At 60.1% G+C, this 24,836-nt stretch carries 20 protein-coding genes; 13 read left to right on the top strand and 7 right to left on the bottom strand.

The window, feature by feature from the left end; genetic code table 11:
• Positions 1 to 4: 4 nt before the first annotated feature.
• Positions 5 to 205, bottom strand: coding sequence for a DUF1656 domain-containing protein (locus PMI26_RS26360; RefSeq protein WP_007970588.1), 201 nt, complete (start codon positions 203 to 205; stop codon positions 5 to 7).
• Complete coding sequence (locus tag PMI26_RS26365) at positions 195 to 2,330, bottom strand: FUSC family protein (protein WP_007970587.1); 2,136 nt, start codon at positions 2,328 to 2,330, stop codon at positions 195 to 197. Before PMI26_RS26365 ends, PMI26_RS26360 begins: the two co-directional genes overlap by 11 nt.
• A 215-nt stretch (positions 2,331 to 2,545) precedes the next feature.
• Between PMI26_RS26365 and PMI26_RS26370 the strand changes: the two genes are divergently transcribed.
• The 3 genes from PMI26_RS26370 (at position 2,546) to PMI26_RS26380 (ending at position 6,943) form a co-directional block, all read left to right on the top strand.
• Entirely contained in the window at positions 2,546 to 3,601 is a 1,056-nt protein-coding gene (locus PMI26_RS26370) for a tetratricopeptide repeat protein (RefSeq protein ID WP_007970586.1), read from the top strand.
• Between the two features lie 172 nt (positions 3,602 to 3,773).
• Entirely contained in the window at positions 3,774 to 5,276 is a 1,503-nt protein-coding gene (locus PMI26_RS26375; RefSeq protein WP_007970585.1) for an ATPase domain-containing protein, read from the top strand.
• A complete protein-coding gene (locus PMI26_RS26380; RefSeq protein ID WP_007970584.1) occupies positions 5,273 to 6,943 on the top strand; it encodes a response regulator in 1,671 nt (556 codons plus the stop codon). The genes PMI26_RS26375 and PMI26_RS26380 overlap by 4 nt, the downstream gene beginning before the upstream one ends.
• A 4-nt stretch (positions 6,944 to 6,947) precedes the next feature.
• On the opposite strand, the gene PMI26_RS26385 is transcribed toward PMI26_RS26380, so the two are convergent.
• The 5 genes from PMI26_RS26385 to PMI26_RS26405 all read right to left on the bottom strand — a co-directional run bounded on the left by PMI26_RS26385 (position 6,948) and on the right by PMI26_RS26405 (position 13,492).
• Positions 6,948 to 7,325: a response regulator gene (locus tag PMI26_RS26385; protein ID WP_007970583.1), complete on the bottom strand. Its 378-nt coding sequence runs from the start codon at positions 7,323 to 7,325 to the stop codon at positions 6,948 to 6,950.
• 77 nt (positions 7,326 to 7,402) lie between these two features.
• Positions 7,403 to 8,584 (bottom strand): hybrid sensor histidine kinase/response regulator, encoded by a 1,182-nt coding sequence (locus PMI26_RS26390; RefSeq protein ID WP_007970581.1) that lies wholly within the window; start codon positions 8,582 to 8,584, stop codon positions 7,403 to 7,405.
• Positions 8,578 to 9,171 (bottom strand): chemotaxis protein CheB, encoded by a 594-nt coding sequence (locus PMI26_RS26395; RefSeq protein WP_007970580.1) that lies wholly within the window; start codon positions 9,169 to 9,171, stop codon positions 8,578 to 8,580. Before PMI26_RS26395 ends, PMI26_RS26390 begins: the two co-directional genes overlap by 7 nt.
• Positions 9,168 to 10,001 (bottom strand): CheR family methyltransferase, encoded by an 834-nt coding sequence (locus PMI26_RS26400; protein WP_007970578.1) that lies wholly within the window; start codon positions 9,999 to 10,001, stop codon positions 9,168 to 9,170. Before PMI26_RS26400 ends, PMI26_RS26395 begins: the two co-directional genes overlap by 4 nt.
• Positions 10,001 to 13,492: a response regulator gene (locus tag PMI26_RS26405; protein WP_007970576.1), complete on the bottom strand. Its 3,492-nt coding sequence runs from the start codon at positions 13,490 to 13,492 to the stop codon at positions 10,001 to 10,003. Before PMI26_RS26405 ends, PMI26_RS26400 begins: the two co-directional genes overlap by 1 nt.
• Before the next feature lie 254 nt (positions 13,493 to 13,746).
• Between PMI26_RS26405 and PMI26_RS26410 the strand changes: the two genes are divergently transcribed.
• The 10 genes from PMI26_RS26410 to xylB form a co-directional block, all read left to right on the top strand.
• Positions 13,747 to 14,109 (top strand): response regulator, encoded by a 363-nt coding sequence (locus PMI26_RS26410; RefSeq protein ID WP_007970574.1) that lies wholly within the window; start codon positions 13,747 to 13,749, stop codon positions 14,107 to 14,109.
• A 74-nt stretch (positions 14,110 to 14,183) separates the two neighbouring features.
• Complete coding sequence (locus tag PMI26_RS26415; protein ID WP_007970572.1) at positions 14,184 to 15,476, top strand: glycosyltransferase; 1,293 nt, start codon at positions 14,184 to 14,186, stop codon at positions 15,474 to 15,476.
• Positions 15,477 to 15,594: 118 nt separating this feature from the next.
• The gene (locus PMI26_RS26420) at positions 15,595 to 16,461 is read left to right on the top strand and encodes a hypothetical protein (protein ID WP_007970571.1); all 867 of its coding nucleotides are present in this window, start codon (positions 15,595 to 15,597) and stop codon (positions 16,459 to 16,461) included.
• Positions 16,462 to 16,534: 73 nt separating this feature from the next.
• The gene (locus PMI26_RS26425) at positions 16,535 to 17,440 is read left to right on the top strand and encodes an AraC family transcriptional regulator (RefSeq protein WP_033047396.1); all 906 of its coding nucleotides are present in this window, start codon (positions 16,535 to 16,537) and stop codon (positions 17,438 to 17,440) included.
• 340 nt (positions 17,441 to 17,780) lie between these two features.
• Entirely contained in the window at positions 17,781 to 19,091 is a 1,311-nt protein-coding gene (locus PMI26_RS26430; RefSeq protein WP_007970569.1) for an ABC transporter substrate-binding protein, read from the top strand.
• A 180-nt stretch (positions 19,092 to 19,271) separates the two neighbouring features.
• The gene (locus tag PMI26_RS26435) at positions 19,272 to 20,198 is read left to right on the top strand and encodes a carbohydrate ABC transporter permease (protein ID WP_033047392.1); all 927 of its coding nucleotides are present in this window, start codon (positions 19,272 to 19,274) and stop codon (positions 20,196 to 20,198) included.
• An 8-nt stretch (positions 20,199 to 20,206) separates the two neighbouring features.
• On the top strand, positions 20,207 to 21,037 hold the full coding sequence (locus tag PMI26_RS26440) for a carbohydrate ABC transporter permease (protein ID WP_007970567.1): 831 nt from the start codon (positions 20,207 to 20,209) through the stop codon (positions 21,035 to 21,037).
• Positions 21,038 to 21,204: 167 nt separating this feature from the next.
• Positions 21,205 to 22,308 (top strand): ABC transporter ATP-binding protein, encoded by a 1,104-nt coding sequence (locus PMI26_RS26445; protein WP_007970566.1) that lies wholly within the window; start codon positions 21,205 to 21,207, stop codon positions 22,306 to 22,308.
• 16 nt (positions 22,309 to 22,324) lie between these two features.
• Entirely contained in the window at positions 22,325 to 23,797 is a 1,473-nt protein-coding gene (locus PMI26_RS26450) for a mannitol dehydrogenase family protein (RefSeq protein WP_007970564.1), read from the top strand.
• Between the two features lie 137 nt (positions 23,798 to 23,934).
• On the top strand, positions 23,935 to 24,836 hold a 902-nt coding region (xylB, locus tag PMI26_RS26455), incomplete at its 3' end, for a xylulokinase (RefSeq protein ID WP_007970562.1).

Genomic DNA, 24,836 nt, shown 5'->3' with positions numbered 1-24,836 from the left:
GGCATCAGACTCCCATCACCAGTATCAACGTGGCGCACACGCAGACATACAACGCGCCTTCGAACAAGGCCTCATGCCAGACGAACTGCAGCACCCCGAGGCGCCGCAGCCCCCAGTCCAGCAGGAGGAAAATCGGCAAACCCAGCAACAACGCCTGGGCAATCGGGGGCAGATAGGCGCCACCCACTTCCAGATCAATGGGCAAGGACAGGGTCTCCTTCAATGCCGGAGGGTTGAAAGTAGCCGCGATAACGCTCGACGAACGACACCACGATCAACAGCGCCACGCGCATGCGGAACACCGACCACAAATGCTCATGGACATCGGCATGCAGGGCATCCAGTTCGTCGCCCAGGGCGTGCAGGCTATCGAGCACCCGTGCCACTTCGACCCCGGGACGTCCGGCGACCAGCCTGCCCGTTTCCCGGACGGTGGAAAACAGGCGACTTTGCAGATCCGCACTCAACAGTGCGTTGTTCTGCCCCTGCTGCCTGAGCTGATTCATGGCAATCCCCAACGCCATGCAGGCCAGGCTGACTTGAAAGCGCTCATGGGATTGTGCTTCCTGCGTTGCCGGCAGCAGCCCCAGCATCATGGTCAGGCGATCAACCATGCGGCTCTCGAAAGCAAACTGCTGTTCATCGGTCGGCGCGGTTTTCAGCAAGGCGTACACCTGCTCGCAGTTCTCTTTATAGAGCCGCCTCATGCGCAAATCCGGCCTGAACGGAAAAATCAGCGCATAGACGCTCAACGCCAGCACGGTCGCGCAGGTATAGGCCCCGGCAAATTCGAACCACTGGATGGCGGTGTTTTGACCGATCCCTACGTTCAACGGACCGAGCAACAGAAAAGTCGTGAGCCCCAGGCCAATGCCGGTGCCTGTCGTGGGTGGACTGGCCAGCCCCACCGCAACGGCATAGAGCAAGGGCGCCAACAGCAAGGCAAGCATCTCGAAATTGCTGATCATCGGCACGAACAAGAACTGCAGGAGCGCCGAGGCCACCAGTGCCAGCCCGAAGCCCCTCGCGTAACTTTGCACGGCCAGCAGCGGCCTTGGAAAGGTCGACATCAGCGAGCAAAGGATGCCCACCAGCACCATCCCGCCTCGTGCACCGTCCCAGCCGGTCTCGATCCAGATCAGGCCGCAAATCAACAGCGCGGAAAAAGCCCGGATGGCGTTCATGGTCGCCAGGGTGAAGTCCAGATGCAGCGGATTTTCCCGCCCGCGAAACACGCTGCTGGCCGGTCGCCCGCTCTGGATGGCATCACTCAACTCCAGGATCTGCTCCAGCTGCTGCAACAGGCGAGCCTGCTCCCAGCGCAGCGACCAGGCCAGCGAGCGCAAGGTGGCCGGCAGCGGTTCGGTCAATTGTTCGGCTCTGTAGGCCAGTTCATCGAAGCGTTGTTGCAACGACGTGAAGTGGTGACGCTTGTCACTGGAAAGCGAACGCCCCTCCCGCGCCAGCTCATCGAGAAACTCCAGTTCTTCGGCGCGTATCCGTTGAATTTCCTCGGGCAACTCGCCCTCCCAGCGCTCGGTCAACAGCAGCCGCTGGTGGCGCAGGGCTGTCAGCCGTGCGGTCAACAACACCAATTGATTGCCCAAGAGTTGCACCAGGCCGTTGGCACTGCGCAACCGTGGCGCATCGAAGTACATGTGCCGGCGCACGCCCTCCAGACCGCTGATCTGGCCCAACAGCTGCATTTGTCGCTGCTGGAAATCGGTTTCGCTCTCTTCGGTGCGAAGGACGGCGCTGGCATGAGTGGCCAGCAACCGGATGATCTGGTCGATCCTGGCGAAGTAGTCACGGGCCACGGTTTCCGGCCTGGCGGTCAGCAGGCTGACCAGACACACACAGGCCACCGCCAGCAAGGTCTCGGTGACACGGGTCACCGCCAGCAGAAACATGCCGTCCTGATCCGGCACCGCCAGCAAGGCCACCACCACGGCGGTGTAGCCACTGAGGACAAATGCCTGGGAACTGGTATAGCGCAACAAGGTGCCACCGGCGGTGCACAACGCCAGCCACAATGCCAGGGTGGTAATGAACGGCAGCGGAGCCTGGGGAAAGATCGCCATGATCAACACCGCCACGGCAGCGCCCAGCGTGGTGCCGATCACCTGGCCAAAACTGCGGGCCAGCACCATGCCCCCCAGTGGCTGGCTGATGATGACCACGGCCATGATCGACCACTTGGGCTGGTCCAGATCGAACAAAAACGCCAGGTACAGGGTCAATAACCCCGCCGCAATGGTTCGCAAGGCAAACAGCAATACCCCGGGTCCGGGGTTGAGCATGGCCTTGAAGTACTGCAACAACGCTTGCATGGGAACACCCGTCGACACACTTCCAGCAAGCGTAGTCACTGTGGCGGTGCCTTGAGAGGTTTTGCTGGCGACGCCGTTTGCAGGCCCATTGAAAGCTGGCGGGAGGGCTTTTCCACGGTTTGAATCGTCAGTGAACGTCTTCAAGGTTTGACTCAAGGCCTGGCCTGACCGAAGCTGGCGCCTTTGCAAAAGTTCGCCAGCTTCCGGATTCCTGCATGCCCCAGTCCCGCCGCTATCTGTTTATCAGCCTCTTCGCCCTGCTCGTCATCGGCCTTGCATGGTTATCCCTGCGCGATACCACGCCAGTGGTTCCCGAAGCCATCCAACACGGTTACAGCGAAGCGCTGGCAGCGGCCCGTGGCGGTCAACCCGGTGCCGCGCGGGTGCTCTATCAGCAGTTGAAGCGTCCGGACCTGTCCCCCAAGCGCCGTGTCTGGTTGCATGCCGAGCTGCCCAATTATCCAAGCTCGGTGGCCCTTAAACTGGCGGATGCCGACTTGCAGAACGAATCGCCCGAAGTGCGAATCGCGGCGATCAGAAGCATCAGCGCCCTGGTACCGAACGGCCAGCGCAGTCTTTTGCTGGGGCCAATGCTCGACGACAGCGAACAGAACGTGCGGCTGGCGGCAATCAACGCGCTGCTGGGGTTGTCCCCGGATGAACTCGGCTTGTATTTCGGGCCGCTGGAGCAAGCCATCGATGCCTGGGAGCTGGTGCTCAAGAGCGAACCGCAAAGCGCCGAAAACCAATATCAACTGGCCCGGCTGCACCTGCACAACGCCGAACTCAAGCAAGCGCAACAGGCGTTGGACAACACCCTGCGCCTGGCGCCGGACAACCTGCCGGCGCTGGTGCTGCAAATCGAAGTGCTGGACAAACAGGGCCAGAACGACGCCGCCCGGCAGCTACTGGCCAGGCAACTGCAGGCACAGCCCAACTCGGCCTATCTGCAACATGCCCTGGGGCTCTGGCTACTGCATCACGACCAAAGCGAATTCGCCCTGCTCGGCCTGTCCAAGGCCGTTGAGCTTGAGCCCGACAACCGGGATTACCGCTACGACCTGGCCACCACACTGCGCGGTGAGCAGGAACTCGAAGCGGCGCAGATTCAGTTGCAGGAAATCGTCCAGCGCCATCCGAACGATCGCAAGGCACGGGTGCTGCTGATCAACTACTGGAAGGAAAGCGGGCAGCTGCAAAACGTGCAGATCCTGACAGCCCAGCTCGAGCAGATGAACCCTGATGATCCGTCGTTGCAACAGGGGCTCTAAAACCAAAAGATCGCAGCCTTCGGCAGCTCCTACATCTACGCCGCAGGCTGCGATCTTTTTGCGTTAAAAAAGGTTGAACGCTCGTCCGGGCCAGGGGTCAAGTGAAAAGGCAGCCCGTTGCGGCACTTCCAAGAGGCTGCCTCATTGCTCCTGGCCACGAGAGGACTCTTATTTGTCTCTAACCAACGAATTGAACCGTACCAAGGCGGCCACCGGTATCGAAGGCCTTGACGATATCCTCGATGGAGGACTGTCCCGCGGTCACGTGTTTTTACTGGAAGGCGAGCCGGGAACCGGCAAGACCACGGTGGCGCTGCATTTCCTGTTGGCCGGCGCTCAAGCCGGCGAGCGCTCGTTGTACATCACGCTGTCCGAGACCGAGCGCGAACTGCGCCAGGGCGCCTTGTCCCATGGTTGGGAGATGGACGACAACGTCCACATCTTCGAGCTGACGCCTCCGGAAAACCTGCTCAATGCCGAACAGCAGCAGACGCTGCTGTATTCCTCCGACCTTGAACTAGGCGAGGCCACCCGGCAGATTTTCGAAGTGGTCGAACGGGTCAAACCGACCCGCGTCGTCCTGGACAGCCTTTCCGAAATTCGGCTGCTGGCACAGAGCTCGCTGCGCTATCGTCGGCAGATTCTGGCCATCAAACATTATTTCGTGCGTTACGACGCTACGGTCTTGCTGCTCGACGACCTGACCACCGAGTCACTGGACAAGACCGTGCACAGCGTCGCCCACGGCGTGATTCGCCTGGAAGAGTTGACACCCAATTACGGTGCCGAGCGCCGGCGCGTGCGCGTGGTGAAGTACCGCGGCCAGAAATACCGGGGCGGCTTTCATGACTTCACCATCGCCAGCGACGGCGTGCATGTATTTCCGCGTCTGGTGGCCGCCGAACATCGCGGTCAGTACCTGCGCCAGCAATTGACCAGTGGCATCCGGGAAATGGATGCGCTGCTGGGCGGCGGTATCGAAACCGGTTCCAGCACCTTGATTCTCGGTCCGGCCGGGACCGGCAAATCACTGATCTCCATGGTGTTCGCCGCCGCGGCGGTGGCCCGGGGTGAAAAAGCCGCGTTGTTCATCTTCGATGAAGAGCTGGGGTTGCTGTACGAGCGCATGAAGAACATCGGCATCGATTTGCAGGCCCTGCAAGACAGCGGCAATCTGCTGGTCGAACAGGTGGACGCCGCCGAACTGTCTCCCGGCGAGTTCTCCCACCGGGTCCGGCGCTGTGTCGACGAAGGCAATATCAAGACCGTGGTGATCGACAGCATCAATGGCTATCAAGCGGCAATGCCGGAAGAGAACGCCCTGGTGCTGCACATGCACGAGTTGTTGCTGTACCTCAATCGAAAAGGCGCCGCGACCTTCATGACGGTTGCCCAGCATGGCCTGGTCGGCGACATGCAGGCCCCGGTCGACATCACCTACCTGGCCGATACGGTGATCCTGCTGCGTTACTTCGAAGCCCTGGGCAAGGTACGCCGGGCCATTTCGATCATCAAGAAACGCACCGGCAGCCATGAATCGACCATCCGTGAATACCGTATCAGCGCCCAGGGCATGACCATCGGTGAACCGCTGGAAGCCTTCCAGGGCGTGCTGCGCGGAGTGCCCACCTATCTCGGGGCGAGCAACCCCTTGCTTGCGGAAGATATCCGGTGACTGCGTTGCCGGCGACACCCGAGCGCACCCTCATCCTTGCGCCGCGAGGGCGTGACAGCCAGATTGCCTTGATGATGCTCAATGAAGCCGGGTTTCACGGGGTGATCAGCCAGGACCTGCCCGGGCTGTGCGCCGAGCTGCAGCTCGGTGCCGGCCTGCTGCTGATTTCCAGTGAAGCGCTGCTGGGTCGTGATCTCGAACCGCTGATCCGGCTGATTGAACAACAGCCCGCGTGGTCGGACCTGCCGATCGTGTTGATGACGCACCATGGCGGCCCGCAACAGAATCCGGCATCACGTTTCGGCCCGCAATTGGGCAATGTCACCTTCCTCGAACGGCCCTTTCACCCGATCACCCTGATCAGTCTGGTCACCACTGCCTTGCGCGGACGGCGACGACAGTACGAGGCCAGGGATCGGCTGGTCGACCTGAGCCAAAGTGAATTGCGCCTGCAAAACACCCTCGAAACCCTTGAGCAGCAGGTGGAAGAGCGCACCGCGCAACTGCGTCACAACGAAGAGGCGCTGCGCCAGTCGCAGAAAATGGAAGCCGTCGGCCAGCTCACCGGCGGCATCGCCCATGACTTCAACAACATGCTGACCGGCATCATCGGCAGCCTGGAATTGTTGCGTCGACGCCTGGCCCGGGGCCGTACCGAAGATCTGGACAGCCTGATCGACCTGGGGGTGACCTCGGCAAACCGCGCGGCGGCCCTGACTCACCGCCTGCTGGCGTTTTCCCGCCGCCAGTCGCTGGATTCCAAACCCGTGGAGATGAACGCCCTGGTGATCTCCATGGATGAACTGCTGCAACGCAGCATCAACGAAAGCATTCGCCTGGACATGCAACTCGATGAACAACTGTGGGTGGCCGAAGCCGACCCCAATCAACTGGAAAGCGCCCTGCTCAACCTGGTGATCAACGCCCGCGATGCCATGCCCAATGGCGGCAGGCTGGTGGTCTCTACCTCGAACCGGCACCTCGACGAGGACTTTGCCCAGTCCCAGAGCAATCTCGATGCCGGTGATTACGTCGTGCTCAGCGTCACCGACACCGGTTGCGGCATGGCGCAAAGCATCGTCAATCGCGCCTTTGACCCCTTCTTCACCACCAAGCCCATCGGCCAGGGCACCGGGCTGGGCTTGTCCATGATCTATGGCTTCAGCAAGCAGTCAGGCGGTCACGTCGTCATCCACAGCGTCGTGGGCGAAGGCACCACGGTGAGTCTGTTTCTGCCACGCTTCGGGGGTGACCTGCCTCAGGAGCATCCGGTCAATGTCGAACACTCGCCCTTTGCCAACAATGGCGAGACAGTATTGATTGTCGAAGACGACCCGGCGGTGCGGGTGCTGGTCAGCACGGTGTTGAGCGATCTGGGATATGCCTTCGTCGAAGCCTGTGATGGCGATAGCGCGGTGCCGATACTCGATTCGACCCAGCGCATCGACCTGCTGATCAGCGATGTCGGCCTGCCCGGCATGAACGGCCGGCAACTGGCGGAAATCGGCCGGCAGTTGCGGCCCGACCTCAGGGTGCTGTTCATCACGGGCTACGCCGAGCACGCCGCCGTGCGCGGCGGGTTCCTCGATCCGGGCATGCAGATGATCACCAAGCCGTTCACCTTCGATCTGTTGACGGCGAAGGTGCGGGAGATGATCAGCGCCTGAATGCTTACGAAAGCATGTCCTGCATCAGTTCCTGCAATTTATCCAGATCGAATGGCTTGTCCAGGATCGGCGCCTTGCGCGTGATCGGACTGTCGGTCTCACGGATTTCCTGGGCGTAGCCGCTGATGAAGATCACCTTGAGTTCCGGTCGCAGCTTCACGGCGGGTTCGGCGATCTGCACACCGGAGATTCCACCGGGCAGGCGGAAGTCGGTGATCATCATGTCCAGGTGGGGTTTGCTCGCCAGGATTTCAAACGCCTGTTCGCCGTTTTCGGCCTGAAGTACGCGATAACCCTCACCCGACAGATAAGCGGACAGCACCATCAGAATCGACGGATCGTCCTCGACAACGAGTACTACGTCTTGTGCATCTTCGCTCATGGGAAGCCTTTGTTCGTTCAATTGCTGCTGATACGACCATGGGGTCGATCAGAGGTTGCGTTTATCTGGCTGTTTTCCTACAGCGGCAGACAAACGCGAAACAAGGCGCCTTCGCCAATCCGGCTCTGGACGGTGATTGTACCGCCATGGGCGGTCACGATCTGTTCTGAAATAAACAATCCCAGGCCCAATCCGGCGACGGCCTGCCTGGCCGATACGCGCTCGAACTGCTGGAATATGCGCTTCTGGTTTTCTTCGTCGATCCCGATCCCCTGGTCGCGCACGTCTACCAGCGCCTGGCCTCCTTCACTGTATACCTTCACCGTGACCGGGCTCTTGGCCCCGTAGCGCAAGGCATTGGTCAACAGGTTGGATATGACCTGCTCAATACGAAATTCATCCCAGTTTCCGATCACCGGTTGCTCGGCATCAAGGGTCACCGACGTCTCGGCGGCGTCGATCTGCCGGGAAAAGTTGTGCAGCAAATCGCGAACCAGCGTCGAAAGATCGAACCGAGTCGGTCGGATCGACAGCTTGCCGGTGCGAATGCGCGAGACATCGAGCATATCCTCGATCAGGCGAATGAGGCTTTTGATCTGTCGCTCGTCGCGGTCGACCATGGCGTGCATCTTGTCCAGGGTGAAGGCGGCGGCGTTGTCCCGGGCCAGGTGCATCTTGCGCAGCTGGGTTTCAAGGATCAGGCCGTTGAGCGGCGTGCGCACTTCGTGGGCGACGATGGACATGAAGTCGTCGCGCATGCGCACCGCCTGCTGCAGTTCCAGCTGGGTGTTCTGCAGTTGCTCGAGCAGGGCTTCCTGTTCGCGGCGACTTTGCTCAAGGGCCAGCACTTGTTCCTTCATCGCCTTGCTCTGACGGTACAGGTCGACGAACACATTGACCTTGCTCTTGACCGCGTGGATGTCCAGCGGTTTGTGCAGGAAGTCCACGGCACCGCTTTCATAGCCCTTGAACGCGTATTCCATTTCACGCCCGGCGGCGCTGACGAAAACGATCGGAATGTTCTTGGTTTTTTCGGTGCCGCGCATCAACTCGGCCAGCTCGAAGCCGTTCATGCCCGGCATCTGCACATCGAGGATGGCCATGGCGAATTCGTGCTGCAGCAGCAGTGACAAGGCTTCGTCGGCGGACAGCGCCTTGTACACAATCCGGTCCTCACGCTTGATCAGCGCTTCAAGCGCCAGCAGATTTTCCGGCAGATCGTCCACGATCAGCAGTTTGGCCTGGATATTACTCAGCATGCGATTCGTTCCAGCTCGACAAGCAGACGGCCGATGCCGCGTACAGAAAGTATGTGGTCTGGCCGGTGCATATCCAGCGCAGCCTGGGGCATGGTGGCGACCTGAGCCTCTTGCGGGTCTTGCACGATGGTCATGCCACCGTTTTGTTTGACCTGGGCCAGCCCGCGCGCGCCATCGCGGTTGGCGCCTGTGAGCAAGACTGCAGCGAGCCCGGTGCCGTAGGCATCGGCAGCCGACTCGAACAGGTAATCGATGGCGGGTCGCGAATGATGCACTCGAGGCTCCAGGCTCAGGGAAAAGCTGCGGTCCCGCTCCACCGACAGGTGATAACCGGGCGCGGCGAAATACAGCGTGCCGGCCTCGACCGCAGTCTTGTCGCACGCCTCCAGCACCGGCATGGCAACTCGGCGGGCAAACACATCCGCCAGCTGGCTGCGGCGTTCGTCCGGCAGGTGCAGCACGACAATGATCGGCAACGCAAAACCTTCGCGCAGCGGGCCGAGGATGTTCAACAGCGCCTCCACGCCACCGGCGGAGGCACCGATCACGATCGCTTCGATAGCGGGCAGGTTCGTTGCACTGTTCATGTTTTTCGATAGATCCGTTCTTGTTTGACCAGCGGCTCGAACTTATCGCCAAAAGCCGAGAAATCCGGGGTTTCCTTGCTGCCCAACACCAGGAATCCGCGATGGCAGAGGGACTCATGAAACAGTCCGAACGCCCGATCCTGGAGTTTTTTATTAAAATAAATCAATACGTTACGACATGAAATTAATTGAGTTTCGGAGAACACACTGTCCGTCGCCAGGCTGTGGTCGGCGAAGGTCACGTTATCGCGCAGCGTCTTGTCGAAAATCGCGTACCCATAGGCCGCCGTATAGTAGTCGGCAAACGAACACTGGCCACCGGCCTGCTGGTAATTAGCAGTGTAGGCGCGGACGTTCTCCATCGAGAAAATCCCTTGCTTGGCTTTTTCCAGAGAGCGCGGATTGATATCGGTCGCGTAGATGATCGTACGGTCGAGCAAGCCCTCTTCGCGCAACAGGATTGCCATCGAATACACCTCTTCCCCGGTGCTGCATCCGGCGATCCAGATCTTGATCGAGGGGTAGGTTCGCAGCAGCGGTACCACTTCCTTGCGGATGGCCAGGAAGTGCGAAGGGTCACGAAACATCTCGCTGACCGGGATGGTCAGCAATTGCAGCAATTGCATGAAAGCGGCCGGATCGTGCAGGACCTTTTCCTGCAACGCCGAGATGGTCTGGCACTCGAACTGACTCAACGCATGGTTGACCCGACGCTTGATCGACGCGCCGGAGTAATCGCGAAAGTCGTAGCTGTACTTGAGGTAAATCGCCTCGATCAACAAGCGCAATTCGATTTCACTGCTGCGCTCCACGGAAAAATGGCGCTCCACTAGATGCGTTCCATCTTCGGCAACCACACGCGAATCAGCGAAAACAGGCGGTCCAGGTCGATAGGCTTGGCCAGGTAATCGTTGGCGCCGGCTTGCAGGCAGCGCTCCTGATCGTCCTTCATGGCCTTGGCCGTCACCGCGATGATCGGCAATTTGCGCCAACGCGGGACCTTGCGGATTTCAACGGTGGCCTCAAAGCCATCCATCTCCGGCATCATCACGTCCATCAACACCAGATCGATGTCCTCCACTTCATTGAGTCGTTCAATCGCTTCCCGGCCGTTGCGACCAATGACCACGACTGCGCCCTTTTGCTCCAGCGCGCTGGTGAGGGCGAAAATGTTGCGCACATCATCATCCACCAGCAGCACCTTGCGGCCTTCGAAGACCCGGTCGCGACTGCGGGCGACCTTGAGCATCTTCTGCCGGTCATGGGACAACCGTGATTCGACTTTGTGCAGAAAAAGTGTCACTTCGTCCAGCAGCCGCTCCGGCGAACGCGCACCCTTGATGATGATCGAACGCGAATACTTGCGCAGTTCAGCCTCTTCATCGCGGGTCAGGTTGCGCCCGGTATAGACGATGACGGGCGGAAAGGAGCAGATGTCTTCGGTGGACATGCGCTTGAGCAGGTCGTTGCCGAGCATGTCAGGCAGCTTGAGGTCGATGATCATGCAATCGAAGACCGACGTGCGCAGCAGGTCCAGTGCCTCCTGCGCCAGGCCAACGGCGGTGATCTCTATGTCATCGTCGCCGATCAGGCGGGCAATGCTGTCGCGCTGCAAGTCGTCGTCCTCGACCAGCAGCACACGCTTGACCTTCTGGGTCAGCTTGGCTTCCAGGCGCGCAAATACGTCCTTGAGTTCCTCGCGGGTGGTGGGTTTGACCGCATAGCCAATGGCGCCCATGTGCATCGCCGCTTCGACCCGATCTTCGACTGAAATCACATGCACCGGGATGTGTCGGGTTTCGGCGTGTTCCTTCAGGCGTTGCAGCACGGTCAGGCCGGAATGATCGGGAAGGCGCATGTCCAGCAGGATCGCGTCAGGAATGAACGCCTTGGCCAGGTCGTAGCCTTCGTCGGCGCCATGGGCCACCAGGCACTGATAACCCAGTTCATGGGCAAGGTCGTAGAGAATATGCGCAAAGTTCGACTCGTCCTCAACCACCAGAATGCAGCGGCTGTTGAACGGCCCTTTGTGGCGATCGTCGTCGAAACGCGCAATGTCGACTTCGGCCACCAATGGCGATAACGTGGGCGGCACTGCATCCGCAGCCGCCGCCACCGCAACCGCTCGCATCGGTTCGACAGGCACCTCGCCCGGTTCCACGTACTGCTGCGGCATGACCAGGGTGAACACACTGCCCTGCCCCGGTTTGCTGGTCACGCTGATGGAGCCGCCGAGCAACGCGGCCAGATCACGGGAGATCGACAAGCCCAGCCCGGTGCCGCCGTAGCGCCGATTGGTGGTGCCATCGGCCTGACGGAAGGCTTCGAAAATGCTGTCGTGCTGATCCGCCGCGATGCCGATCCCGGAATCGCGGATGCTGAACGCGATGCCGTCATTCGGCGCCGCAGCGACGGACAGGCTGACGCTGCCGCTTTCAGTGAACTTCACGGCGTTGGACAACAGGTTCTTGAGCACCTGCTCCAGGCGCTGGCGGTCGGTGAACAGCATCGGCGGCGCGCCGTCCAGCAACTCCACCTGGAAATCCAGCTGCTTGTCCGTGGCCAATGGCTGGAACAGGCCGCGCAGGCCATCGACCAGGCGCGCCACGCTGGTGTTCTCCGGACGGATTTCCAGCTTGCCGGCCTCGACTTTGGAAATGTCCAGAATGTCGTTGATCAGGTTGAGCAAGTCATTGCCGGCGGAGTAGATCGACTCGGCGAACTTCACTTGCTCGGCCGTGAGGTTTTCTTCCGGGTTTTCCGCCAGCAGCTTGGCCAGGATCAACGAGCTGTTAAGCGGAGTGCGCAGCTCGTGGGACATGTTGGCGAGGAATTCTGACTTGTACTTGCTTGAACGCTGCAGTTCCAGCGCGCGCTCTTCGAGCTGGATCTGCGCCTGATTGAGTTCGGAGTTCTTCAGGTCCATGGCGTCGCGTTGCTCGGCCAGCACTTCTGCCTGTTCGGCGAGTTGTTCGTTGGTCTGCTCCAGCTCCACCTGCTGGGTTTCCAGGTGCGCCTGGGACTCCTTGAGCACCCGCGACTGTTCTTCGAGCTCTTCGTTGGCGGTCTTGAGCTCTTCCTGCTGCACCTGCAACTCTTCATTGAGCTGCTGGGTTTCGGCCAGCACTTCCTGCAGGCGATGGCGATAGCGTGCGGCCTCGATGGACGTGCCGATGTTGCTGGCAATCAACTCGAGCAACGCGACATCGCGGTCATCCAGCGGACGCAGGAAACCCAACTCGATCACGCCATTGACCCGGTCGTCGTCGCTGGTCGGCACCACCAGCACACTGCGCGGCAATCCGTCTCCGAGGCCGGAGCTGACCTTGAAATAATCCCCCGGCACCTCGTCCAGGCGAATCAGCCGCGCCTGCTGCGCCACCTGGCCGACAATGCCTTCATCGCTGTAAATCTGCTGATCCCGCTCTTCCTGTTCGCGGGAAAAACCGTAGCTGGCGATGCGTCTGAGACCGCCGTGGTCTTCCCGAACATAGAGCGCCGCCACGGCGCTACCGAGGTACTGCGCGCAAAACTGCAGGATGTTGCGCCCCAGCAGGTTCAGGCTCAACTGTCCCAGCACCTGCTCGGCGAGCTCGGTCTGACCGTTGCGCAGCCAGGCCTGTTGCTCCAGGCGCTGGGCACTGGCTTGTTGGGCGGCGAGATTGACGCTGTAGCTTTGCGACAGGCTGAGCAAATCGCGGCGCCCGACGTACGCCAGCAAGCCACTGACACCGGCGATGAACAACAGATAGAGACTGATGCTCCAGACCGTGGTGCGGCGCACCTCATCATTGCGTGTGGCGCGCAACTGTTGTTCGGTATCGATCACCTCCTCGAACTGCTTGCGAATTTCATCGGTCAGTCGTTTGCCCCGCCCGGCCTTCACTACCGAGCGATAATCACCGCTGCTGCGCTGCAAATCGATCATCGATTGCGCATAGCTGGCCCACTCCTGTTGCAATGCCTGCAACCGCAGCAAGCGGTCAGTCTGCACCGGGTTGTCGGCCGTCAGCTCGAGCAAGGTGTTGAGGGCCACGGCAACCCGCGGCTTGGCGGTTTCGTAGGGATCGAGGAAATGCTCGTCGCCACTGAGCAGAAAACCGCGCATGCCGGTTTCCAGGTCCACGGTCAGCTTGACCGCTTCATTGGCGTTATTGATCACCCGGTCGGTGTGTTCCACCCACTGGATCGTCGACAGCAGATAGCTGATCAGCGAAACGAAGAACACCGCGCTGATAAGGCCCAGCCCCAACGGCAGGCTGATATTGCGGCTCAGGAGTTTACGAAATCGTTGCTCATCAACCAAGGACGCGGAGGTCATGGGGCAGGCCTTGTCGAACTGTCAGAATGCAAGGAGTTTGCCCCAAAACTGGTACATGGATCCATTTTTCTGACATGTTTTCGCGCAAACTCCTACATTCCGATGCGCCCGCGCAAAACGGCAGGTTATCCTTGTCGACCTGCCGCATTCTTTTTTGCGCCACCTCGGGAACTTGTCTGGATCTGCCACTTACTGATGCAAGAGGCCGGTGATTTCCAGCGACCGGCAATGCCAATATTTTCAGGAAGTCCACTATGTCATCCGTCAACGCCTACACCATCCTCGTCGTCGAAGACGATGCCATCGTGCGCATGCTGATTGTCGACGTACTGGAGGAACTGGAGTTCGAGGTGCTGGAAGCCGATGGCAGCGAACAGGCGCTGGAGATGCTCAGGGACTCGAACCAACACATTGACCTGATGATGACGGATGTCGGTCTGCCGATCATGGATGGTCGCGAGCTGGCCACCCTCGCCCGCACGATACGCCCCGACCTGCCCATCCTGTTTGCCAGCGGTTATGCCGAAAGCATCGACGTGCCCGCCGACATGCACGTGATCGGCAAACCCTTCTCCATTGATCAGTTGCGCGACAAGGTCAAAAGCATTCTCGAGTGACCTGGCGATCCACTGTGGTTTAATGCGCGCCTTTTTCGTCCCTGCCCTGTCTTCGCTTCAAGGAAATTCCGTACATGATTGAGCCCCGCGCAACCAAAGTCCTGGTCATTGGTTACGTCTGGCCCGAGCCCCGCTCTTCTGCGGCCAGCGGGCATGTCATGCAGATTCTCGAGGTTTTCCTGCAGCAAGGCTGGGATATCACCTTCAGCAGCCCGGCAGGTTTCGGCGAACAGCGCGCAGACCTGACGGCGCTGGGTATTCGTGAAGTGCCCATCGAGCTGAACAACAGCAGTTTCGACGCATTCATCAGTGAACTGGCGCCGGACATCGTGTTGTTCGATCAATTCATGATGGAGGAACAGTTCGGGTGGCGGGTCGAGAAGTATTGTCCCGACGCGTTGCGCGTACTGGAAAGTTGCGACTTGCAAAGCCTCAGGCAGGGTCGGCATCAACGCCTCAAGGAGCGCTTGAAGGCAAGTGAAGACAACAATGACTTCAGCGGCCTGTTCGCCCCGGCGTCGCGTGAAGAGTTTGAACACATGGCCAATACCGATCTGGCCAAGCGTGAGATCGCGTCGTTTTATCGTTGTGATTTGACGCTGATGGTTTCCGAAGTGGAAATCGAATTGCTGGTCGAGCAGTTCAGAATTCCGCGCAACTTGCTGCACTGGTGCCCCTTGATGGTTGAATTACCGACCCGTGCGCCGGTAGCGTTCGAAGACCGGGCACACTTTCTTCATATCGGCAATTTTCGCCATGCACCCAACTGGGATGCGGTGCTCTGGTTGAAAACCGCTATCTGGCCGCTGATTCGCGAGCAGTTGCCCGGCGCCCAATTGCATATCTACGGTGCCTATACACCACCCAAGGCGACCGCCCTGCATAACCCGGCCCAGGGTTTTCATGTGATGAACTGGGCGCAGGACGCCCTGCAAGTCATGTCGTCGACACGGGTCTGTATGGCGCCTCTGCGTTTTGGCGCTGGCATCAAAGGCAAGATTGTCGATGCGATGCTCTGTGGCACACCGAATGTGACAACGCCTGTCGGTGCCGAAGCGATGCATGGCGAACAAGCGTGGCCCGGTGCAGTGACCCGTTCGGCACGGGAGTTCGCCGATCAGGCCGTGCAACTGCACAACGACAAGACGCGCTGGCTCGATGCCCAGGCGCAGGGGCAAACCCTGCTTGCCAGTCGCTACCGCAAATCCGTTCATGGCCCGGCCTTGATCCAGCGGCTGGTCGATTGCCAACGGGATCTGGCCAACATCAGGCGAGACAACTTTACTGGCAGCATGCTGCGTCATCATCAGCACAAGAGCACTCAATACATGGCGCAATGGATAGAGGCGAAAAACAGCCAGCAATAACAATATCCCGAAACACTGACAACTTGTGCAGTGCCTGACTTGTGTCCAAGAATAAATCGCCCGACATCAAACCTGATAGTCGGGCGTTTTTTATTCTTAATTAGCAACGGACTGCACGATGACAAATACTTACCCCTACAAAAACTGGATGTCGGCGACTTCTTCCATTGACAAGTTAACCCTCCTGGAACTGGTCTGGCCCGGCGCCCATAATGCGGGAGTGGATTATGACTTCTCTTACCCGATCCACGTTCAACCCGTCAGTCACTGGTTCGTCTGCCAGGATGGACCCTTTATCCAGCAGCTCAACGAGGGTGTCCGGGCACTCGACTTGCGATTCCATTCAGACGAGCACTGGCTGGGAGTCAGGAAGTTCCATACGTTTCACGGCTTCAAGCTGCTCAGGGGGCGATCGTTGAGTGAGTTGTTCAAGAGCCTGGACTTTTTCCTCAATGAAAACCCGGATGAGTTCGTCGTGCTGGATATTCGCGAACTCAAAGGCCTTGATGAAAAGAGTTTCGACTACACAGGCTTTGATGAGGTCATCATGAGTGAACTGGGCACGCGATTGATTCCGCGAGAAAACCGTTATTTGACACTGGGCGCACTAAAGAAAATAAATCCCCTGCAAAGAATCGTACTTGCCGCCGACTGGCATCTGGACTTCAACTCCTCCCTGTATTGGCCGAAAATCCCGGTTAAATGGAGTGGCAACGACATTACTTCCCCCGAAGAGTTAAGACAGCATATTGAAAGAACACTGAATAACCCGCCCGAGGAAAACACGCTCTGGTCGTTATCCGCCACCAGTTATGGAGAACTGGCCGGTGTAAAACGAATCACCCGGGAATTGAACGAGTGGTTTGCTCCGGGCACTGGATGGACGCAGAAGTGCAGCATCATCAGTGCCGACTTTATTGGAGCGACACAACTGGTCAGCTATTGCCGGGAAATCAACCTTTCCAGGGGACAGAACAAGAAGTAAGGCCGGGGAACTGGAACTGTCCTGGGCGGGGGTGCATGATTGGCGCCTGAAAAACAACAAGACCACCCTGGACATGACCCGCACCGCCAGAGTCACCGATCCCTCCTATGAGTTGATGGACGACCACAATGGTTTGTCCATCATCTACCGCCAGCACGGTTTTCCCTGCCCGCTGGTGCGCTGGCATTTCCACAAGGAATACGAGTTGCACCTGATCGTCGCCAGTTCCGGCAAGGTGTTCATTGGCGATTACATCGGCAACTTCTATCCGCAATCCCTGTTCCTGACCGGCCCCAACCTGCCCCACAACTGGATCAGCCAGGTGGCCGAGGACGAAGTGGTGCCCAAGCGCGACATGCTGGTCAACTTCACCGACGAGTTGTTCGACAGCGGCTATCAAGTGTTTGCCGAGCTCAAGACACTGGCACCCTTGCTGGAGCGCGCGCAATACGGCATCGAGTTTCGCGGCAAGCACACTATCGCCAAGGCGATGGATCTGATGCAACGCATCGCCGATACCAGCGGTGCGACCCGTCTCGGGCACTTTTTCATTCTGCTGGAGTTGCTCGCGGCCACCGACGACTACCAATTGCTCTCCGGCGCCACGACGCCGCAACTGGCCGACGAGAACAACGTCGATCGCACCAACCGCGCGGTGGATTACATCTTCGCCCATTACGCCCGGGAATTGCCGCTGGAAGAAGTCGCCGAACATCTGGGCATGAAGCCCACGTATTTCAGCCGCGTGTTCAAGCAGGCCACCGGGCGCAATTTCATCGAATTCGTCAATCGCCTGCGCATCAGCAAGTCCTGCGAGTTACTGGCCGATGGCGACAAACCGGTCACGGACGTGTGCTTCGAATCCGGTTTCAACAACATTTCCAACTTCAACCGGCGCTTCCAGCAGCTCAAGGGCATGACGCCTTCGCATTACCGGCGGTTGGTGGTCCAGCGGTTGACCGAGCAAAACCTCGGCTAGATGCGATCAAATGTGGGAGCGGGCTTGCTCGCGAAAGCGCTGTGTCAGGTTGAGAAATGTCGCCTGACACTCCGCTTTCGCGAGCAAGCCCGCTCCCACAAGGGGTCGTAGCCAAGCTCGAAACCTGTACGGATTCAACGTCACCCCATCGCTGAAAAGCCTTTCCTTGTGTCTACCGCCCTAAACTCCAGTGCAAAAAAGTATCAGTTGAAGTGCGATGGATGATTTGTCTCGCCCTCCAATGAAGGTTGTAATCCGTGCACATTCTTCCTGCCTTCGGAAGACACAAAAACAATAACTGTCCTTCTGTATCCCGCCGGGTGCAGAAAAGGAGTGCACGATGCAACCTTCGGTAAAAGCCCTGCTTGCCCTCACCTGCATGACCCTCAGCAGCGTCAGCCTTGGCGCCCAGACCCTGACCATCGCCACCGTCAACAACAGCGACATGATCCGCATGCAAAAGCTCTCGAAAACCTTCGAGGCCGAGCACCCGGACATCGAGCTCAATTGGGTGGTGCTCGAGGAAAACGTCCTGCGCCAGCGCCTGACCACCGACATCGCCACCCAGGGCGGGCAATTCGACGTGCTGACCATCGGCATGTACGAAGCGGCACTCTGGGGCGCCAAGGGCTGGCTGGAGCCGATGAAGGATTTGCCGGCCAGCTATGCCCTGGACGACGTGTTCCCGTCGGTGCGCGAAGGCCTGTCGGTCAAAGGCTCGCTGTACGCCCTGCCGTTCTACGCCGAAAGCTCGATCACCTATTACCGCACCGATTTGTTCAAGGACGCCGGCCTGAGCATGCCCGAGCGTCCGACCTGGGAGCAGATCGGTGAATTCGCCGCCAAACTCAACAAACCGGACCAGGAACAGTACGGCATCTGCCTGCGGGGCAAGGCCGGCTGGGGCGAGAACATGGCGCTGATCACCACCGTCGCCAACGCCTATGGCGCGCGCTGGTTCGACGAACAGTGGCAGCCGCAATTCAACGGGCCCGAGTGGAAGAATGCGCTGAACTTCTACGTCGATACCATGAAGAAATCCGGCCCGCCGGGTGCATCGAGCAACGGTTTCAACGAAAACCTGGCGCTGTTCAACAGCGGCAAATGCGCGATCTGGGTCGATGCCAGCGTCGCCGGCTCGTTCGTCACCGACAAGACCCAGAGCAAGGTCGCCGATCACGTCGGTTTCACCTATGCGCCGCATCAGGTCACTGACAAGGGTTCGGCCTGGTTGTATTCCTGGGCGCTGGCCATTCCGACCAGTTCCAAGGCCAAGGACGCGGCGAAAACCTTCAGCGCCTGGGCCACTTCCCGGGAATACAGCGCACTGGTCGCGGAAAAAGACGGCATCGCCAACGTGCCGCCGGGTACCCGGGCCTCGACCTACAGCGAGGCCTACATGAGTGCCGCGCCGTTCGCCAGGGTGACGCTCGAATCGCTCAAGGCCGCGAACCCGGGCAAGCCGACGCTGGAACCGGTGCCTTATATCGGCATCCAGTTGGTGACCATTCCCGAGTTCCAGGGCATTGGTACTCAGGTCGGCAAATCCTTCTCGGCGGCGCTGATCGGCCAGACCACGGTCGAGCAGGCGTTGGCGGCTGCCCAGCAAACCACCGAGCGCGAAATGAAGCGCGCGGGTTATCCAAAATAACCAACACCATCCCTGTGGGAGCGGGCTTGTGTGGCGAGGGGGCTTGCCCCCGTTCGGCTGCGAAGCAGTCGCAAAGCTTTGGGGCCGCTTCGCGACCCAACGGGGGCAAGCCCCCTCGCCACACAAGCCCGTTCCCACAGTTGATCTTCATCTGCCCGTACTCGACCGGTTCTGATCACCATGAATACATCAACTGCCAAAGCTCACATGGACATTGCCCTACCCCTGCGCAAAAGCCGCGTGGCCAATCCCGGCTGGTTTCTGGTCAGCCCTTCGGTGGCACTGCTGCTGTTGTGGATGATCGTGCCGCTGGGCATGACCCTCTACTTCTCGACGATTCGCTACAACCTGCTCGATCCCGGCGAGAACGCGTTCGTCGGGCTGGAGAACTTCACCTACTTCCTCACCGATTCGGGCTTCCTGCCCGGCGCCACCAACACCCTGTTGCTGGTGGGCAGCGTGCTGTTGATCAGCGTGGTGTTCGGTGTGCTGATCAGTGCGCTGCTGGAGGCCAGTGAGTTTTTCGGTCGCGGCATCGTGCGGGTCATGCTGATCTCGCCGTTTTTCATCATGCCCACGGTCGGCGCGCTGATCTGGAAGAACCTGATTTTCCACCCGGTGTCGGGGATCCTCGCCTACGTCTGGAAACTGTTCGGCGCACAACCGGTGGACTGGCTGGCGCACTACCCGCTGCTGTCGATCATCATCATTGTCTCGTGGCAATGGCTGCCGTTCGCCATCCTGATCCTGATGACCGCCATGCAGTCCCTCGACCAGGAACAGAAAGAGGCCGCACGCCTGGACGGTGCCGGCCCCATCGCGATCTTCTGGCACCTGACCCTGCCGCACCTGGCGCGACCGATTGCGGTGGTGGTGATGATCGAAACCATCTTCCTGCTCTCGGTGTTCGCCGAAATCTTCACCACCACCAACGGCGGCCCCGGCTACGCCTCGACCAACCTCGCCTACCTGATCTACAACCAGGCGCTGGTGCAGTTCGACGTCGGCATGGCCTCGGCGGGCGGCTTGATCGCGGTGGTCATTGCCAACATCGCGGCGATCATTCTGGTGCGGATGATCGGCAAAAACCTGACCGACAAAGCCTGAGGCCTGCCATGACTCTTCAACAATCCCGTCGTTTGCAAAGCCTGTTGCTCGGGACGCTGGCCTGGGCCATCGCGATCCTGATCTTCTTCCCGATCTTCTGGATGGTGCTGACCAGCTTCAAGACCGAAATCGAGGCCTTCGCCACGCCGCCACAGTTCATCTTCACGCCGACGCTGGAGAACTACCTGCACATCAACGAGCGCAGCGACTACTTCAGCTTCGCCTGGAACTCGGTGGTGATTTCCTTCAGCGCCACGGCCCTGTGCCTGCTGATCGCGGTGCCGGCGGCCTACTCGATGGCGTTCTACGAAACCCGGCGCACCAAAGGCACGCTGCTGTGGATGCTCTCGACCAAGATGCTGCCGCCGGTGGGCGTGCTGATGCCGATCTACCTGCTGGCCAAGAGTTTCGGCCTGCTCGACACGCGGATCGCGCTGATCGTCATCTACACGCTGATCAACCTGCCGATCGTGGTCTGGATGATTTACACCTACTTCAAGGACATCCCCAGGGACATCCTCGAAGCCGCGCGACTGGATGGCGCAACGCTGGTCCAGGAGATGCTCCGGGTATTGCTGCCGATCGCCAAGGGTGGCCTGGCGTCCACGGTGCTGTTGTCGCTGATCCTGTGCTGGAACGAGGCCTTCTGGTCACTGAACCTGACCTCGTCGAAAGCCGCGCCACTGACCGCCCTGATTGCCTCCTACTCAAGCCCCGAAGGGCTGTTCTGGGCCAAATTGTCGGCGGTCTCGACCCTGGCCTGTGCGCCGATCCTGATCTTCGGCTGGATCAGCCAGAAACAGTTGGTTCGCGGCCTGTCGTTCGGTGCGGTGAAATGAAGCCCCCGGATTCCTGACTCAATGCGAAACCTGTAGGAGCGAGCCTGCTCGCGATGGACGTGAACGATAACGCTGGCTGACTGGAAGAGCGCGTCGCCTGAACGCTCATCGCGAGCAGGCTCGCTCCTACAAAAAGCCTGAATATATACAAACGGAGGCCCACCACCATGGCCAACCTGAAAATCAAGAATCTGCAAAAAGGCTTCGAAGGTTTTTCCATCATCAAGGGCATTGACCTTGAAGTGAACGACAAGGAATTTGTGGTCTTCGTCGGCCCGTCGGGCTGCGGCAAATCCACACTGCTGCGCCTGATCGCCGGGCTCGAAGAAGTCAGCGGCGGCACCATCGAACTCGATGGCCGCGACATCACCGAAGTGAGCCCGGCCAAGCGTGACCTGGCGATGGTGTTCCAGACCTACGCCCTGTACCCGCACATGAGCGTACGCAAGAACATGTCATTCGCCCTTGACCTGGCGGGCGTAGCGAAAGCAGAAGTGGAGAAAAAGGTCAGCGAAGCGGCGCGCATCCTCGAACTGGGGCCGATGCTGGAGCGCAAGCCCAAGCAACTGTCCGGCGGCCAGCGTCAGCGCGTGGCGATTGGCCGGGCCATCGTGCGCAACCCGAAAATCTTCCTGTTCGATGAACCGCTGTCCAACCTCGACGCGGCCCTGCGGGTGCAGATGCGCCTGGAATTGCTGCGCCTGCACAAAGACCTGCAAGCGACGATGATCTACGTCACCCACGACCAGGTTGAAGCCATGACCATGGCCGACAAAGTGGTTGTGCTCAACGGCGGCAAGATCGAGCAAGTCGGCTCGCCATTGGACCTCTATCACCAGCCTGCCAACCTGTTCGTCGCCGGTTTCCTGGGCACGCCGAAAATGGGCTTCCTCAAGGGCAAGGTCACCCGCGTCGACAGCCAGGGCTGCGAAGTGCAACTGGACGCTGGCACCCGCATCAGCCTGCCCTTGAGCGGATCCCGTCTGAGCGTCGGCAGCGCAGTGACCCTCGGTATTCGCCCGGAACACCTGGAACTGGCCAAACCCGGCGATTGCACCTTGCAGGTCACCGCCGATGTCAGCGAACGCCTGGGCAGCGATACGTTCTGCCACGTCCGGACTTCCTCCGGTGAAGCCCTGACCCTGCGCGTTCGCGGCGATCTGGCCAGCCGCTACGGCGAAACCCTGAGCCTGCACCTGGACGCGCAACACTGCCATTTATTCGATGCCGACGGCGTGGCGTTGACCCGTCCGTTGCGCGTTGCTGCCTGATCCCAGAGAGACTGTGATGAAACTCAATAAACAGAACCTCAACCGCCTCGCACCCGGAGTGGCCCTGCCCGCCTACGCGCTGGGCGATACCCGTCAGGGCATTGCGCACATCGGCGTCGGCGGTTTCCATCGCGCCCACCAGGCGTTTTACACCGATGCGCTGATGAACACCGGTGAAGGCCTGGACTGGGCCATTTGTGGCGTCGGCCTGCGCGCCGAGGACCGTCGCGCCCGTGACGATCTCAAGGATCAGGACTACCTGTTCACCCTGTTCGAGCTCGGCGATGGCGACGACACCGAAGTGCGGGTGATCGGGGCCATCCGCGACATGCTGCTGGCCGAAGACGACACCCGGGCGCTGATCGACAAACTGGCCAGTCCCGAGATCCGCATCGTCTCGCTGACCATCACCGAGGGCGGTTATTGCATTGACGACAGCACCGGTGAGTTCATGGCGCACTTGCCGCAGATCCGGCATGACCTCGCGCACCCCGACACGCCAACGACCGTGTTCGGCTTGCTCTGTGCCGCACTGGCCAGGCGCCGCGCCGCCGGCACAGCGGCCTTCACCCTGATGTCCTGCGATAACCTGCCGCACAATGGCGCCGTCACCCGCAAGGCCCTGCTGGCCTTCGCCGCCTTGCACGACATCCCACTGCGCGACTGGATCGACACCCACGTCAGTTTCCCCAACGCCATGGTCGACCGCATCACGCCGATGACCAGCACCTCGCACCGCCTGCAACTGGCGGACCAGCATGGGGTAGACGATGCCTGGCCGGTGGTCTGCGAACCCTTTGTGCAATGGGTGCTGGAAGACAAGTTCGTCAACGGTCGCCCGGCCTGGGAAAAGGTCGGCGTGCAGTTCACCGACGACGTCACGCCGTACGAAGACATGAAGATCAAGCTGCTCAACGGCAGCCATCTGGCGCTGACCTACCTGGGATTCCTGAAGGGTTACCGTTTCGTCCACGAGACCATGAACGATCCGTTGTTCGTACGCTATATGCGCGCCTACATGGACCTGGACGTGACGCCGCAACTGGCCCCGGTGCCGGGAATCGACCTGACCGAGTACAAGAACACCCTGGTGGCGCGTTTCTCCAATCAGGCGATTGCCGACCAGCTTGAGCGGGTGTGTTCGGACGGCTCTTCGAAGCTTCCGAAATTCACCGTGCCGACCATCAACCGCCTGATCGCCGATGGCCGCGAGACCAAACGCGCCGCGCTGGTGGTGGCGGCGTGGGCCCTGTATCTGAAGGGCGTGGATGAACATGGCGACACGTACAGCATTCCCGATCCTCGTGCCGGGTTCTGCCAGGCGCTGGTGGCCGATGATGTGCTGATCACCCAGCGCTTGCTGGCGGTCGAGGAGATCTTTGGTACGGCGATACCCTGCTCGGCGGAGTTTGTCGCGGCGTTCGAGTGGTGCTGCAACAGTTTGCGAGAGGTGGGGGTGTCGCGGACGCTGGAGCGGGTGTTGGCGTAAGTCCTGCGGTGGAGCTGCTGCCGTCTTCGCGAGCAAGCCCGCTCCCACCCTTGAAATGCATTCCCCTGTGGGAGCGGGCTTGCTCGCGAAGGCGGCCTGACAGGCGACATCCATGTTGAATGATCCAAGGATCCACTATGCCAAACCAACAACTCTTCCTAGGCATCGACTGCGGTACCCAGGGCACCAAGGCCATCATCCTCGACGCAGTCAGTGGTCAAGTGCTCGGCCAGGGCGCGGCCAGCCATAGCTTGATCAGCGCGGCCAATGGCCGCCGCGAACAGGACACCCGTCAGTGGCTGGAAGCCTTCGCCACGGCCACCCGCCGCGCGTTGCTCGCGGCCAGGGTCGATGGCCAGTCGATCCTCGGCATTGGCGTGTCCGGCCAGCAACATGGCCTGGTGCTGCTCGACGACAAGGGCCAGGTGCTGCGTCCGGCCAAGCTCTGGTGCGACACCGAAACCACGCCGGAGAATGACCGTCTCCTGGCCCACCTCGGCGGCGAAAAGGCTTCGCTGGAACGCCTCGGCGTGGTCATCGCGCCGGGCTATACCGTATCCAAGCTGCTCTGGACCAAAGAGCAGCATCCCGAGGTGTTTTCCCGGATCGCCCATATCCTGCTGCCCCACGACTACCTCAACCATTGGCTCACCGGCCGCAGTTGCAGCGAATACGGTGATGCCTCGGGCACCGGGTATTTCAATGTGCGTACCCGGCAGTGGGATGTGCAGTTGTTGTGCGACATCGACCCCAGCGGACGCCTGCAAGCCGCGCTGCCCGAGCTGATCGATGCGCACCAGGCAGTCGGCACGATTCTGCCGGGGATTGCCGAGCACTTGGGCATCAATCCGCGAGCACAAGTGTCCAGTGGCGGCGGCGACAACATGATGGGGGCCATCGGCACCGGCAATATCCAGCCCGGCGCAATCACCATGAGCCTCGGCTCGTCAGGCACGGTGTACGCCTATGCCGACCGGCCGAACGTCGCCCCGGATGCCGCAGTCGCCACGTTCTGTTCTTCCAGTGGCGGCTGGCTGCC

This window comes from Pseudomonas sp. GM33 (genome assembly GCF_000282295.1).
Classification (GTDB): Bacteria; Pseudomonadota; Gammaproteobacteria; order Pseudomonadales; family Pseudomonadaceae; genus Aquipseudomonas; species Aquipseudomonas laurylsulfatiphila.
Note: the sequence above shows the minus strand (reverse complement) of the source record. Positions and strands in the feature narration are given on the sequence as shown.